The sequence below is a fragment of the Pseudooceanicola pacificus genome (assembly GCF_009789075.1).
Classification (GTDB): Bacteria; Pseudomonadota; Alphaproteobacteria; order Rhodobacterales; family Rhodobacteraceae; genus Pseudooceanicola; species Pseudooceanicola pacificus.
Map to the genome: position 1 here is coordinate 251943 of NZ_WNXQ01000002.1, position 14015 is coordinate 265957.

The following is a 14015-nucleotide window of genomic DNA, read 5'->3' on the forward strand; positions in this document are numbered from 1 at the left end:
CGCCAAGCCGCAGGCCCTCAGCACCTCACGTCCCGCAGAAGGTCGCCTGGATTTCCTCTCCGGCGGCCGGGGGGCTGGCGAGGTCGGCCGCGTCGGGCTGGTCGTCGAAGGGGTGGGCGAGCACCTGCCGCAGACGCTCGAACGGGGCCATGTCGCCAGCCACCGCGGCCTCGATCATCTGCTCGACCCGGTGGTTGCGCGGGATATAGGCCGGATTGGCCAGGCGCATGCGCTCGGCCACGCCGTCCTCGCCCGCGCTGCGGGCCGTCCAGCGTGTTTCCCAGGTGTCGAACCCCTCGCGGTCGAGGAACTGGTCGCGCGCGGCCGCACCGCCAAGCGCGCGGAAGGTGTTGGTGAAATCGGCCCGGTTCTGCGCCATCAGGCTCAGCAGGTCGACAATCAGCGCCTCGTCCCCGTCCTGCGCCGTGGCCAGGCCCAGCTTGGCCCGGAAAAGCGTCAGCCATTCGGCATGGACCCGGTCGGGCACCGCGTGGATCGCCGCGGTGAAACGCTGGATCGCGTCCTCGCGGTCCGGCATCAGCGCCACCAGGCAGGATGCCAGCTGCGCCAGATTCCAGGCCACGATCTGCGGCTGGTTCTGGTAGGCATAGCGGCCCTGCCGGTCGATCGAGGAATAGACCGTCGCCGGGTGATAGGCGTCCATGAAGGCGCAGGGGCCATAGTCGATGGTCTCGCCCGAAAGGCTGGTGTTGTCGGTGTTCATCACGCCGTGGATGAAGCCGACGGACATCCACTGCGCCACCAGCCGGGCCTGCCGGGCGATCACGGCCTCCAGGAATTCCACCGGATCCGTGGCCTCGGGGTAGTGCCGGGCCAGGGTGTAATCATAGAGGCGCTGCAGACCCGCGCGATCCTGCCGCGCGGCGAAATACTGGAAGGTGCCGACCCGGATATGGCTGGAGGCCACGCGCGTCAGCACCGCGCCGGGCAGGGGGAGTTCACGCATGATCTCTTCGCCCGTGGCCACGGCGGCCAGGGCCCGGGTGGTGGGAATGCCAAGCGCATGCATCGCCTCGGAGACCAGGTATTCGCGCAGCACCGGGCCCATCCAGGCCCTGCCGTCGCCCATGCGGGAATAGGGCGTGGGGCCGGCGCCTTTCAGCTGGATGTCGCGGCGGGTGCCGCCGGAATCGACCACCTCGCCCAGCAGGATCGCGCGGCCGTCGCCGAGTTGCGGGGAAAATCCGCCGAACTGGTGCCCGGCATAGACCTGCGCCAGCGGGGCCGCGCCTTCGGGCGTGGCATTGCCCGAAAACAGCCGGGCCAGGTCGTCCTCGCCCGGCAGGTCGGTGATGCCCAGCCCCGCCGCCAGCGGGGCGTTGAAGGCCAGCAGGCGCGGCGCGGCAACCGGCGTGGGGCCGAGCCGGGTGAAGAACCCGTCGGGCAGGGCGGCATAGGTGTTGTCAAAGGGGATCGCGATGCTCATGCCCCCAGTCTATGCGTTCCGGCGCGGATTGCCACGGCTGTCGCGCGGAGTTGACCGGGGCAGCGCGCAGCAGCGGGCTTGAACGGCCAACCTATCCCGTTCGGCCCGTGCGTGGGGGGTGAGCATGGGCGCATCGGCCCCCGCATCATCCCAAGGCCTGAAGCTCGGCCACCGTCCGCCCCCCCGGGAACATGCCCTGCGCCCCAAAGCGCCTAGAACCGGCGCGTCATCAGCATGTACTGCTCGCGCGGGGCGAATTTCTGCTTGCGGTAAAAGGCCACCGTGCGGGGATCGTCGCGCTTGACCTCCAGATGCAGGGCGGTCAGCCCGGCCTGGGCCAGCGCCTTGGGCAGGATCGACAGCACCTCTCCGCCGATGCCGCGGCCGCGCACGCCGGGGCGGATCCAGATCTCGTCGACGAATCCGTCCAGCCCTCCGAACTCCAGCGACCAGCCGAAACAGATCACCACATAGCCGATGGGCGAACGGACCGGGCCGATCAGGTAGACCACCCCGTGTTCCGACCCGTCGAGCAGGACCGACAGCGCGCGGGCGCGGATCTCGTCGGTCTGGTCGATCTCCATCTCGCCGTGGAACGCCGCCACCATCGGCAGCAGGCGCTGCAGGTCTTCGGGGCCGGCAAGGTGCAGAGAGGTCACAGGCGGGCCAGCCTTTCTGCCAGCAGGGCGAAAAAGCCGTCGGCGTCGATCGTGCCCATGAACATCGCATTGGCCGGGCGGTCGGTGACGCCCCACCAGTCGGCCACCGTCATGCCCATGGTCAGTTCCGAGGTCGTCTCGATCTCGACATTGATGTGCCGCCCGGTGAACAGGTCGGGCCGGATCAGATAGGCGGTCACGCAGGGATCGTGCAGCGGGGCGCCGTCACTGCCGTATTTTTCCTTGTCGAAGCGTTCGAAGAAATCGGTCATCTGGGCGACGGCGATCCCGACCGGCGTGCCGATGGCGCGGAAGGCATCGTTGCGGGCGCGGGTGACCAGCGCCTGATGCGTCACATCCAGCGACATGACCACAAGCGGAACGCCGGATTTGAACACGATATCAGCGGCCTGCGGGTCGACGTAGATGTTGAACTCGGCGGCCGGGGTGATGTTGCCCACCTCGAAATAGGCCCCGCCCATCAGCACGATCTCTTGCACCCGTTCGACGATGTCGGGCGCCTGGACAAAGGCCTGGGCGATATTGGTCAGCGGGCCAAGCGGGCAGAGCGTGACCGTCCCCGGCGGTTCGCTGCGCAGCGTCTCGATGATGAAATCCACCCCGTGGCCGGGCTGCAGCGGCATCGTCGGATCGGGGAGTTTCGGGCCGTTCAGGCCGGTCTCGCCATGCACATGCTCGGCGGTGACCAGCGGGCGGCCCATCGGGCGGTCGCAGCCGGCAAAGACCTTGACCTCGGGGTGGCCGGCCAGTTCGCAGACGATGCGCGCGTTCTTGGCGGTCAGCGACAGCGGCACGTTTCCGGCAACGGCAGTGATGCCCAGCACCTCGATCTCTGCGGGGCTGGCGAGGGCCAGCAGGATGGCGACGGCGTCGTCCTGTCCCGGATCGGTGTCGATGATGATCTTGCGCGCCATTCAGTCCCCCGTATTGCGCGGGCGAGAGTGACGCGGGATCGCCCGGTTGTCCACCGTCGAGAGGGGCCGCGCAGGATGCCGCCGGGCAGTTGCCTGCGGAACGGGCCGGGTCATGGGAAGGGCGGGATCGGAGCGGTTGCAGGGCGAAGCCTTAATATCGGATCGCAATACACTGACAGAAAACGAAAAAGGCCCGCCGAAACCGGCGGGCCCTTGCGCGATCTTCGGGCTGACGGTCAGCCGTCGAAATCGACCTGTTCCATCAGCTTCAGCGCGGCGGGGCGCAGCTTGGCCAGCTCGGCCAGATTCACGTCATCGGGGGTGAAGCTGCCCCAGCCCTTAACCAGTTCCGACGGTTCCGAGCCCTCGGCGATCGGATATTCGTGGTTGGCCGCGGCATAGATCCCCTGCGCCTCGGGCGAGACGAGGAAGTCCATGAACTTGATGGCATTTTCGCGGTTCGGGCTGGCCTTGGTCAGCGCGATGCCCGAGATGTTCACATGGGTGCCGCCGCCTTCGAAGGTGGGAAAGACGATGCGGACGGAATTGGCCCATTCCGTCTGTTCGGGATCTTCCAGCATCTCGCCCATGTAATAGGTGTTGCCCAGGCTGATGTCGCATTCCCCGGCCCAGATCGCCTTGACCTGCGCGCGGTCATTGCCCTGCGGCTTGCGGGCGAGGTTGGATTTCAGCGCCTCCAGCCAGGTCTTGGTGGCCTCTTCGCCGTGGTGGTACAGGTAGGCGGCGGTGAGGGCGACGTTATAGGGGTGCATGCCCGAGCGGGTGCAGATCCGGCCCTTCCACTTGGGATCGGCGAGATCCTCGTAGGTGGTCACCTCGCCGTCGGCGACGCGGTCCTTGCTGGCATAGACGATGCGGGCGCGGGTGGTCAGCGCCCACCACTGGCCGTCCGGGTCGTGATAGGCGGCGGGCACCTTGGCGGCCAGGGTTGGATCGGTGATCGCCTCGGTCACGCCGGCGTCCACCACGGCGGCCAGGCGCGCGATATCCACGGTCAGGACCAGATCGGCGGGCGAGCGCGCGCCCTCGGCCTTCAACCGTTCCACCATGCCCTTGTCGAGGAAGGCGATGTTGACGGTGATCCCGGTCTCCTTGGTGAAGGCGTCGGCCAGCGGCTGGATCAGCTCGGGCTGGCGGTAGGAGTACAGGTTGACCTCTTCGGCCAGGGCGGGAGTGGCGACAAGGGCGACGCCACAGGCGAGGGCGGTCTTGCGGGCAAGTGTAAGCATTCGGTCCTCCGGATTCTGCTGACCGCGGAATGCCCGACAAAAGTGCTCAGGTCAATGCCTTATGAAATCACTCAGGTAACCGGGGCGCTATCCGGACCGGCCCGATCCGCCCCGGGCGCGGGCCTTGTCCTCGGCCTTGGCGATGTCCCACATGGTGTCCATCTCGGCCAGGTCGCTGTCGGCGGGGCGCTTGCCGATCGCGTCAAGTTGGTCCTCTATCCGCTTGAAACGGCGCGTGAACTTGGCATTTGCGCCGCGCAGGGCCGCTTCGGGATCGACGCCCATGTGCCGCGCCAGATTGGCCATCACGAAGAGCAGGTCGCCAAATTCCTCTTCGATCTCCTCGGGGCCCAGGGTGTCGCGCGCCTCGACCAGTTCGGCGGTCTCTTCGGTCAGCTTGGACAAAACGTCGCCGGTTCCGGGCCAGTCGAACCCGACGCGGGCGGCGCGTTTCTGCAGCTTGACCGCCCGGGTCAGCGCGGGCAGGCCCATCGCCACCCCGTCCAGCACGCCGGTCTGCGCCTTGCCGGCGCGTTCGGCGGCCTTGATCGCCTCCCAGTCGGCGGTCTGCTGTTCGGCGGATTTCTCGCGGCTCTCGTCGCCAAAGACATGGGGATGCCGGGCGACCATCTTGTCAGACATGGTGTTGGCCACGTCGTGAAAATCGAACAGCCCGCGTTCCGAGGCCATCTGCGCATGGAACACCGACTGGAACAGCAGGTCGCCCAGTTCGCCGCGCAATTCGTCCCAGGCCTCGCGCTCGATGGCGTCGGCGACCTCATATGCTTCCTCGATCGTATAGGGGGCGATGCTGGCAAAGTCCTGTTCCAGGTCCCAGGGGCAGCCGGTGGCCGGATCGCGCAGGCGGCGCATGATTTCCAGCAGCCGGGGTAACCCGCCGTCAGGGTCGTGGATCAGATCATCTGCCATTGCGGGATCTCCGGCTTTCGGGTTGAGTGCACCCTGACCCGAGGCGCTGTCAGGAGTCCACCCATGCCCGTCATCAACTCCATCGCCGGCTTTGCCGAGGACATGAAGGCGTGGCGCCGACACCTGCATGCCAACCCCGAACTGGGGTTCGACTGCCACGACACCGCGTCCTTCATCGTCGAGCGGCTGCGCGAATTCGGCGTCGACGAGATCCACCAGGGCATCGCAAAGACCGGCGTCGTGGCGATCATCGAGGGGCGCGGCCGGCACAGGGGCGGCATCGTCGGCCTGCGCGCCGACATGGACGCGCTGCCGATCGAGGAATCGACCGGGGCCGAGCATGCCTCGACCCGTGCGGGCAAGATGCATGCCTGCGGGCATGACGGACATACGACCATGTTGCTGGGCGCCGCGCGTCACCTGGCCGAAACGCGGAATTTCTCCGGCAAGGTGGCGCTGATCTTTCAGCCGGCGGAAGAGGCCGGCGGCGGCGCAAATGTCATGGTGCAGGAGGGGATGCTGGACAGTTTCGGCATCGGGCAGGTCTATGCGTTGCACAATGCGCCGGGATATCCCGCGGGCCATTTCGCCACCGGGCCAGGGCCGGTGCTGGCGGGCGACGACATCTTTCATATCCACATCACCGGGGTGGGCGGCCATGCCGCGCATCCCGACGAGACGCGCGACCCGGTGATGGCCGCCGTGGGCATCGCCCAGGCGCTGCAGACCATCGTCAGCCGCAACATCTATGGCCGGGACGAGATGGTGCTGTCGCTGACCCAGATTCACACCGGCAGTTCCGACAACATCATCCCCGAGAAGGCCTATCTGAACGGCACCGTACGCACCTTCGACCCCCTGGTACAGGACCGGGTCGAAGCGCGGATGCACGAGATCGTGGCCGGGCAGGCGGCGGCCTATGGCGTGGAGGCGGTGCTGGACTATGCCCGGGGCTATCCGCCCACGATCAACGACCCCGAAAAGAGCGCCTTTGCCGCCGAGGTCGCCCGCAGCGTCGCGGGCGAGGACAATGTGACCTACCGCGAGGACCGTTCGATGGGGGCCGAGGATTTCGCCTTCATGCTGCAGGAACGGCCCGGCGCCTATATGCTGATCGGGCAGGGCGAGGGGGCGGGGCTGCACCAGCCGGGCTATGATTTCAACGACGAGATTGCGCCCGTGGGGGCCAGCTATTTCGTCCGCCTCGTGGAAACCGCGCAACCGCTGGAGGGCTAACATGGCGCTTGAGGATGCCAAGACACAGGTCGACCAGGCCTTTACCCGCGACGGCCTCAAGGGGCTGAGCTTTGAAAACGCGTTCGGCGGGGCCACGTCCTTTCTGCGCCGGCGATACACCAAGGACCTGACGGGGGTGGACCTGGCGGTGACCGGCGTGCCCTTCGATCAGGCGGTGACCAACCGCACCGGCACGCGCCTTGGCCCCCGGGCGATCCGCGAGGCCTCGTGCCTGCAGCCCTATGACCCGCCCTATGGCTGGGGCTTTGACCCGCTGGGCGAATTTGCCATCGCGGATTACGGCGATCTGGCCTTCGACTATGCCAGGGTCGCGGATTTTCCCGACACCCTGACCGCGCATATCCGGGGCATCCTGGCGCAGGGCGCGGGCAGCGTGGTGCTGGGGGGCGATCACTACATCAGCTTCCCGATCCTCAAGGCCTATGCCGAGAAATTCGGCCCCCTGTCGCTGATCCATTTCGATGCCCATAGCGACACCTGGGCGGATGACGATTTCGACCGGATCGACCACGGCACGATGTTCTACAAGGCGATCAAGCTGGGGCTGATCGACCCGGCGACCTCGGTCCAGGTGGGGATCCGCACGGTGAACCTGGACGGTGACATGGGCATGAACATCATCGACGCGCCCGCGGTGCACGAGACCGGCAACCGCGCGGTTGCGGCCCGGATCCTCGAGATCGTGGGCGACCGCCCGGCCTATCTGAGCTTTGACATCGACTGCCTGGACCCGGCCTATGCGCCCGGCACCGGCACGCCGGTCTGGGGCGGGCTGACCTCGGCCCAGGCGGCGGCGATCCTGCGCGGCATCGCCGGGGTGAACCTGGTGGGCGGGGATGTCGTCGAGGTCTCGCCGCCCTTCGACACCACCGGCGCCACCGCCATCGCGGGCGCCCATGTGGCGATGGAGATCATCTGCCTGTGGTGCTGGACCCGGCGCAAGGGCGGCTGAGGCTCAGGCCCGGTTCACCCGGGCCAGCAGCTCCTCGGCGGATTCCTTGCGTTCGGAATAGCGGTCGACCAGATGCTCGCGGATATCGCGGGTCAGGACGGTGAACTTCACCAGTTCCTCCATCACGTCGACGATCCGGTCGTAATAGGACGAGGGCTTCATCCGCCCGGCCGCGTCGAACTGCTGAAAGGCCTTGGGCACCGAGGACTGGTTGGGGATCGTCAGGCAGCGCATCCAGCGGCCCAGCACGCGCAGCTGGTTCACCGCGTTGAAGCTCTGCGAGCCGCCCGAGACCTGCATCACCGCCAGCGTCTTGCCCTGCGTCGGGCGCACGGCGCCCAGCGACAGCGGGATCCAGTCGATCTGCGCCTTCATGATGCCGGTCATCGCGCCGTGACGCTCGGGCGAGGACCAGACCATGCCGTCGCACCAGGTCACCAGATCGCGCAGCTCGGCCACCTTGGGGTGGTCGGCGGGGGCGTCGTCGGGCAGGGGCAGGCCGGATGGGTTGAACATCCGCGTCTCGGCGCCCAGCCGTTGCAGGATGCGCGCCGCCTCCTCCGCCGCCAGGCGCGAAAAGCTGCGCTGCCGGAGCGAGCCATAGAGCAGCAGGATGCGCGGCGGATCCGTGCGTCGGCTGGCGGGGAACAGCGCGTCGGGGTCGATGGCGCGGAACTGCGTGTCGTCGAGGGCGGGCGTATCAGGCAATGCGGTGTCCTTCGGCAGTCAGGATCATCTCTCCGTCTTCCTTCCAGAGCGGACCGGGCGGCAGGGTGTCGAGCAGGTCCAGCACGGTTTCGGACGGGCGGCACAGGCGCACGCCCCTGGGCGAGCACACGATCGGGCGGTTCACCAGCACCGGATGCTTGAGCATCGCGTCCAGCAGCGCGTCGTCAGGGACGGCCGGGTCGGTCAGCCCCAGCTCGACGGCGGGGGATTTTGTGGTGCGCAGCGCGCTGCGCGGCGTCAGGCCGGCGGCGGCGAAAAGGGCCAGCAGCTGCGGCCGTGTCCAGCCTTCCGCCAGGTAGTCGATGATCACCGGTTCGGTGCCGGATTTTCGTATGATTTCCAGCACGTTGCGAGAGGTTCCGCAATCGGGGTTGTGGTGGATGACGATGGTCACGGCAGGGGTCCTTTCCGGGCCGGTCGGGTCAGCATTCAAAGGCCAGCCTGGCGAGGATGGGCTGGCACAGCTCGGGCTGGCCCCGGCAGCAATCCTCCAGCAGGAAGCCGAGCAGGTCGCGCATCCTGTCCATATTGGCCATGTAGCGCACGCTGCGCCCGTCGCGTTCGTTGGTGACCAGCCCGGCGTTCAGCAGGACGGTCAGGTTGGTCGACATGGTGTTCTGCCGGATGCCGAGCGACTCGGCGATCTGGCCGGCGGCCATGCCCTCGGGCCCGGCGGTGACCAGCAGGCGGAACACGTCCAGCCGGGTCGATTGTCCAAGGGCGCTGAGCGCGGCGAGGGCGAGTGTCTTATCCATATATCATGAATAGTTGATTCGTTGCGGCGCCGCAAGCGCCAGGGTGCCACCATTCCCGGGGCGCGGCAGCAGGGCCGCAGCGAAATCCAATGTGGCCGCTAGCTGATTGACGTACCTCAGTTTTGCGCCGTACCGTCACGGGACGGAGGTCCCGATGGCAAAGCCGACAGTCCATGACATCGCCCGCGAGGCAGGCGTCAGCCTGGCCACGGTCGACCGTGTGCTCAACGGCCGCCCCGGCGTGCGGGCGAATACGATCGAGCGTGTGAACGACGCGGTCCGCAGCCTGGGCTACGTGCGCGACACCTATGCGGCGAACCTGGCGCGCAAGACGCAGTACCGCTTTGCCTTTGTCCTGCCGGATGGCGACAGCCAGTTTGTCGACACGCTGAAACTGGCACTGAAAGAGGCGATGGCGGCCCAGCTGGCCGACCGTGTCTTCGTGAAGGTGGTGCCGGTGCAGGTGCAGGATCCGCATTCTGTCGTGCGGGCGCTGAATTCGCTGTCGGCCGAGCATTACGACGGCGTGGCGATCATGGCGCCCGAGACCCCGCAGGTGCGCGACGCGGTTGCGCGGCTGAAGGAGGCAGGGCTGTCGGTGGTGGCGCTGGTGTCGGATTTGCCGACCTCGGGGCGGGACCATTTCGTGGGGATCAACAACCTGTCGGCGGGCCGCACGGCGGGCGACCTGATGGGGCGCTTTGTCGGCGCAATCCCCGGCAAGGTACTGATCGTGACCAATTCCATGCTCTCGCGCGACAGTATCGAGCGGCGGCTTGGCTTTGACGAGGTGATGTCGGAACGCTTCGATCATCTGACCATCCTGCCGACCATCGAATCGCGCGGCGATCCCGCGCGGATGGAGGCGATCCTGCTCAAGGCGGCGCTGGCGCATCCGGATCTGCGGGGGGTCTATTCGATGGGGCCGGGCAACCGCCCGCTGATCGGCGCGCTGCGGCGGTCGGGCCGGATCGCAGAGCTGACGGTGATCGTGCACGAGCTGACGCCGCTGACCCATCAGGGGCTGATCGACTATGAGGTGGACGCGGTGATCACCCAGAACGTCGGCCACCTGGTGCGCAGCGCGATGCGGGTGCTGCGGGCGAAATGCGACGGGGTGGCGATCTACGAGGCGCAGGAGCGTATCCGGATCGACATCGTTCTGAAAGAGAACCTGCCGACCTGAGAAAAGGCTGCCGGGCGGCGCGACTCGGTGCCTCGGGGCAGGGTGCTGAGTCGCCGGTTCCGGCGCAGGGCCGGGCCGCGCAATCTGACGTTACGGCAACCCGGCGGGCGCATCCCGTCAAGACATCACAAGCGTAGCGACTTGTGAATAGTGTTACTATTCAGAGATTTATGAGCCATTCTTACCGCCTTTTCCGACCCGGAACATAAAATGAGGTACGCACCTCAGAAATCCCTTTACGCAGGCGCCGTTCGTCCTTTACCGTTTTCCCATGCCCAAAGCGGCGTCTGTAACTGTGCGCCGAACGGACAGAAACAGGGAGGAACCACCTATGAATACCAAGGGACTCTTGGCGGCCATTGGCTTGGCTGCCGGTGCGGGCGTCATGGCGCCCGCGGCGCAGGCAGAGGATTTGACCCTCTGCTGGGCCTCGTGGGATCCGGCAAACGCTCTGGTCGAACTGAGCAAGGATTTCGAGGCCGAGTCGGGCCATTCGATGAATTTCGAATTCGTGCCCTGGCCCAACTTCGCCGACCGGATGCTGAACGAGCTGAATTCGGGCGGGCAGCTCTGCGACCTGATGATCGGCGACAGCCAGTGGATCGGCGGATCGGCCGAGAACGGCCATTACATCAAGCTGAACGACTTCTTCGACGCCAACGGCATCAAGATGGACGATTTCATCGACGCCACGGTTGTGGGCTATTCCGAATGGCCCAAGAACACCCCCAACTACTGGGCGTTGCCCGCCTTTGGCGACGTGGTGGGCTGGACCTATCGCAAGGACTGGTTCGAACGGCCCGCGCTGATGGCCGAATTCAAGGACAAGTACGGCTATGACCTGGCCGCGCCGGAAACCTTTGCCCAGCTCAAGGACATCGCCGAATTCTTTCAGAAACGCGAGATCGACGGCAAGACGGTCTACGGCGCCTCGATCTACACCGAACGCGGGTCCGAGGGGATCACGATGGGCGCGATGGACGTGCTCTATTCCTTTGGCTTCAAATACGAAAACCCCGAAAAGCCCTATGACATGGAGGGTTTCGTGAACTCTCCGGGCGCGGTGGCCGGGCTGGAGTACTACAAGGAACTCTACGACTGCTGCACCCCTCCGGGCGCGTCCAACGGCTACATGAGCGAGGGGATCGACGCCTTCAAGTCGGGCCAGGTCGCCATGCAGATGAACTTTGCCTTCACCTGGCCGGGCTTCGAGAACGACGCCAGTGTCGGCAAGGGCAAGACCGGCTATTTCGTGAACCCGGCCGGCCCGGATGGCGAGCAGTTCGCCCAGCTGGGCGGGCAGGGCATCTCGGTCGTGGCCTATTCCGAAAAGCAGGACGCGGCGCTGGAATACATCAAGTGGTTCGCCAAGCCCGAGGTGCAGGCGAAATGGTGGGAAATGGGCGGCTTCTCCTGCCTCAAGGCGGTGACGCTGGACCCGTCCTTCCCGGCCAGCCAGCCCTATGCGCAGACCTTCCTCGACTCGATGGCGGTGGTAAAGGACTTCTGGGCCGAACCCTCCTATGCCATCCTGCTGCAGGACACCCAGAAGCGGTTCCACGACTATGTCGTCGCCGGGCAGGGCACGGCACAGGAAGCGTTGGACGGCCTGGTCTCGGACTGGACCGAAACCTTCGAGGATGACGGCAAGCTTTAAGCGCCGTTCATGACACGGCCGGGGGCGCAGCAGGTGCGGCCCCGGCGATACAGGCCAGAAAGTTCCCCCATGACACAGACTCCCATAGAGCGTGCCGCCGCCGCCACGCCACCGGCCATCGTCACCCGCGTCAAGGGAATTTCGGACCGGACACTGGCGTGGATCTTCGTCGCCCCGACGATCTTCCTGCTGCTGGCGATCAACATCTTCCCGCTGATCTGGACGATCCGGCTGAGCCTGACGAACTACCGGGCCAACCGCACCAACGCCGAGGTGGAATGGGTCGGCCTGCGCAATTACGAGCGTATCCTGACCGACGGCGACATCTGGCATTCGATGCAGGCGACGGCGCATTTCCTGATCTGGACCATCGTGCTGCAGGTGCTGATCGGATTTACCCTGGCCTATCTGATCAACAAGAAATTCAAGGGCAACGACCTGTGGACCACCATCATCGTGCTGCCGATGATGCTTTCGCCTGCGGTGGTCGGCAACTTCTGGACCTTTCTCTATCAGCCGCAGATCGGGCTGTTCAATTACGTGGTGAGCTTCTTTTCCGGGGTGGATCCGTCGTCCTTTTCGATGATCGGGTCGGTGAACCTGGCGCCCTGGGCGATCGTCATCGTCGACACCTGGATGTGGACGCCCTTCGTGATGCTGATCTGCCTGGCGGGGCTGCGCTCGATCCCCGACTACATCTACGAGGCCGCCGCCATCGACCGCGCCAGCCCCTGGCGGCAGTTCTGGACGATCACCGTGCCGATGGTGCTGCCCTTCCTGATGCTGGCGGTGCTGTTCCGGGGGATCGAGAATTTCAAGATGTTCGACATGGTGACCCTGCTGACCGGCGGCGGCCCCGGCTCGACGACCGAGCTGACCTCGATCACGCTCAAGCGCGAGGCCTTCGAGAAATGGCGCACCGGCTATTCCTCGGCCTATGCGATCATCCTGTTTGTCACGGTCTTCGGCCTTGCCTCGATCTACGTGAAGGCGCTGAACAAGGTGAAGGAGCGTTGAGATGAAACAGCCGTTGCTCTCTGCCCTCTTTCTGACCGCAACCCGACCGGAGGCGAAGTCATGAGCGATTTTTCCGTCATCGCCGCCACGCCGCGGCAGAAGTGGATCGCCGGGTCGCTGGTCGTGCTCTACGCGGTCATCACCATCCTGCCGCTGGTCTGGATTGTCGCGACCGGGTTCAAATCGCCCGCCGATGCCATCGCCTATCCGCCCAAGGTGGTGTTCGAACCGACGCTGGAGGGCTACGTCAACCTCTTCACCACCCGTTCGCGCGCCACGCCGGAAACCCTGGAAACGCTGGGCCCGCCGGACAGCTGGTACGACCGGATCGTGCGCCAGTACGGCATGGTGATCTCGGGCCCCTCGCGCTATGGCGAGCGGTTCCTGAACTCGGTCATCATCGGCTTTGGCTCGACCTTCCTGTCGGTCTTCCTGGGCACGCTGGCGGCCTATGCCTTTTCCCGCTTCAAGGTGCCGCTCAAGGACGATCTGCTGTTCTTCATCCTCTCGACCCGGATGATGCCGCCAATTGCGGTGGCGATCCCGATCTTTCTGATGTTCCGCACGCTGGGGCTGTCGGACACCCACCTGGGGATGATCCTGCTTTACACGGCGGTGAACATCTCGCTCTCGGTCTGGCTGCTCAAGGGGTTCATCGACGAGATCCCCCGCGAATACGAGGAAGCGGCGCTGATCGACGGCTACACGCGCTTTCAGGCCTTTCGCAAGGTGGTGCTGCCGCAGGCGGCAACCGGCATCGCCTCGACCGCGATCTTCTGCCTGATCTTCGCCTGGAACGAATATGCCTTTGCGGTGCTGCTGACCTCGGGCACGGCGCAGACCGCGCCGCCCTTCATCCCGACGATCATCGGCGTGGGCAAGGACTGGCCCGCCGTGGCCGCGGGCACCACGCTGTTCCTGATCCCGGTCATGGTCTTCACCATCATGCTGCGCAAGCACCTGCTGCGCGGGATCACCTTTGGCGCGGTGCGGAAATGAGGGGCGATACCATGCAGATGACCCGAAACGCCACCAGGGTGGAGGGCCCGAGATGACCCGTTTCCTCAACGGCCTGCTTCGCCTGCGCCGCGGCCCGTGGGAGATGCTGGCCAGCATCCTTATCGCCCTGGGCGTGGTGATGCTGATGCAGCCGCTGTTCCTGTGGGCCTATACCTGGTCCTTCCTCGTCACGCTGACCGGAACCGTCATGTTCATCGTCGTCAGCCATTTCCCGGAGTAGG

15 protein-coding genes are annotated in these 14015 nt (G+C 65.8%); 7 read left to right on the top strand and 8 right to left on the bottom strand.

All coding sequences use genetic code 11. The features are described 5' to 3' along the window. Positions 1-25 precede the first annotated feature (25 nt). The 5 genes from GLS40_RS04260 to mazG all read right to left on the bottom strand — a co-directional run bounded on the left by GLS40_RS04260 (position 26) and on the right by mazG (position 5221). Positions 26-1447: a protein adenylyltransferase SelO gene (locus GLS40_RS04260; protein WP_160381496.1), complete on the bottom strand. Its 1422-nt coding sequence runs from the start codon at positions 1445-1447 to the stop codon at positions 26-28. Between the two features lie 212 nt (positions 1448-1659). Next, positions 1660-2106 (bottom strand): GNAT family N-acetyltransferase, encoded by a 447-nt coding sequence (locus GLS40_RS04265; protein WP_328598873.1) that lies wholly within the window; start codon positions 2104-2106, stop codon positions 1660-1662. Continuing rightward, on the bottom strand, positions 2103-3041 hold the full coding sequence (locus tag GLS40_RS04270; RefSeq protein WP_160381497.1) for a nucleoside hydrolase: 939 nt from the start codon (positions 3039-3041) through the stop codon (positions 2103-2105). The genes GLS40_RS04265 and GLS40_RS04270 overlap by 4 nt, the downstream gene beginning before the upstream one ends. Positions 3042-3277: 236 nt before the next feature. Next, positions 3278-4291, bottom strand: a complete 1014-nt coding sequence (locus tag GLS40_RS04275; protein ID WP_160381498.1) for a Fe(3+) ABC transporter substrate-binding protein — start codon at positions 4289-4291, stop codon at positions 3278-3280. 87 nt (positions 4292-4378) lie between these two features. Then, complete coding sequence (gene mazG / locus GLS40_RS04280; RefSeq protein ID WP_160381499.1) at positions 4379-5221, bottom strand: nucleoside triphosphate pyrophosphohydrolase; 843 nt, start codon at positions 5219-5221, stop codon at positions 4379-4381. Between the two features lie 63 nt (positions 5222-5284). On the opposite strand from mazG, the gene GLS40_RS04285 reads away from it, so the two are divergent. Further along, a complete protein-coding gene (locus GLS40_RS04285) occupies positions 5285-6457 on the top strand; it encodes a M20 aminoacylase family protein (protein ID WP_160381500.1) in 1173 nt (390 codons plus the stop codon). A 1-nt stretch (position 6458) separates the two neighbouring features. After that, positions 6459-7430 (top strand): agmatinase, encoded by a 972-nt coding sequence (gene speB / locus GLS40_RS04290; protein ID WP_160381501.1) that lies wholly within the window; start codon positions 6459-6461, stop codon positions 7428-7430. A 3-nt stretch (positions 7431-7433) separates the two neighbouring features. Here speB and arsH read toward each other — a convergent pair whose 3' ends face one another. The 3 genes from arsH to GLS40_RS04305 are packed head-to-tail and all read right to left on the bottom strand — an operon-like array spanning position 7434 to position 8914. Next, positions 7434-8138, bottom strand: a complete 705-nt coding sequence (gene arsH / locus GLS40_RS04295; RefSeq protein ID WP_160381502.1) for an arsenical resistance protein ArsH — start codon at positions 8136-8138, stop codon at positions 7434-7436. Then, the gene (gene arsC / locus GLS40_RS04300) at positions 8131-8553 is read right to left on the bottom strand and encodes an arsenate reductase (glutaredoxin) (protein ID WP_160381503.1); all 423 of its coding nucleotides are present in this window, start codon (positions 8551-8553) and stop codon (positions 8131-8133) included. Before arsC ends, arsH begins: the two co-directional genes overlap by 8 nt. Before the next feature lie 28 nt (positions 8554-8581). Next, positions 8582-8914, bottom strand: coding sequence for an ArsR/SmtB family transcription factor (locus tag GLS40_RS04305; RefSeq protein ID WP_160381504.1), 333 nt, complete (start codon positions 8912-8914; stop codon positions 8582-8584). A gap of 154 nt (positions 8915-9068) precedes the next feature. Here GLS40_RS04305 and GLS40_RS04310 point away from each other — a divergent pair, with 154 nt between their 5' ends. The 5 genes from GLS40_RS04310 (at position 9069) to GLS40_RS04330 (ending at position 14014) form a co-directional block, all read left to right on the top strand. Further along, positions 9069-10100, top strand: coding sequence for a LacI family DNA-binding transcriptional regulator (locus GLS40_RS04310; RefSeq protein ID WP_160381505.1), 1032 nt, complete (start codon positions 9069-9071; stop codon positions 10098-10100). 331 nt (positions 10101-10431) lie between these two features. Beyond that, complete coding sequence (locus GLS40_RS04315; protein ID WP_160381506.1) at positions 10432-11757, top strand: ABC transporter substrate-binding protein; 1326 nt, start codon at positions 10432-10434, stop codon at positions 11755-11757. Positions 11758-11826: 69 nt separating this feature from the next. Then, positions 11827-12774 carry a carbohydrate ABC transporter permease gene (locus tag GLS40_RS04320; RefSeq protein WP_160381507.1) on the top strand — a complete coding sequence of 316 codons (948 nt, stop codon included), beginning with the start codon at positions 11827-11829 and terminating at the stop codon, positions 12772-12774. A 60-nt stretch (positions 12775-12834) separates the two neighbouring features. Continuing rightward, positions 12835-13773, top strand: coding sequence for a carbohydrate ABC transporter permease (locus tag GLS40_RS04325; protein ID WP_160381508.1), 939 nt, complete (start codon positions 12835-12837; stop codon positions 13771-13773). A gap of 52 nt (positions 13774-13825) precedes the next feature. Then, on the top strand, positions 13826-14014 hold the full coding sequence (locus GLS40_RS04330) for a hypothetical protein (RefSeq protein WP_160381509.1): 189 nt from the start codon (positions 13826-13828) through the stop codon (positions 14012-14014). The last annotated feature ends 1 nt before the right edge of the window (position 14015 follow it).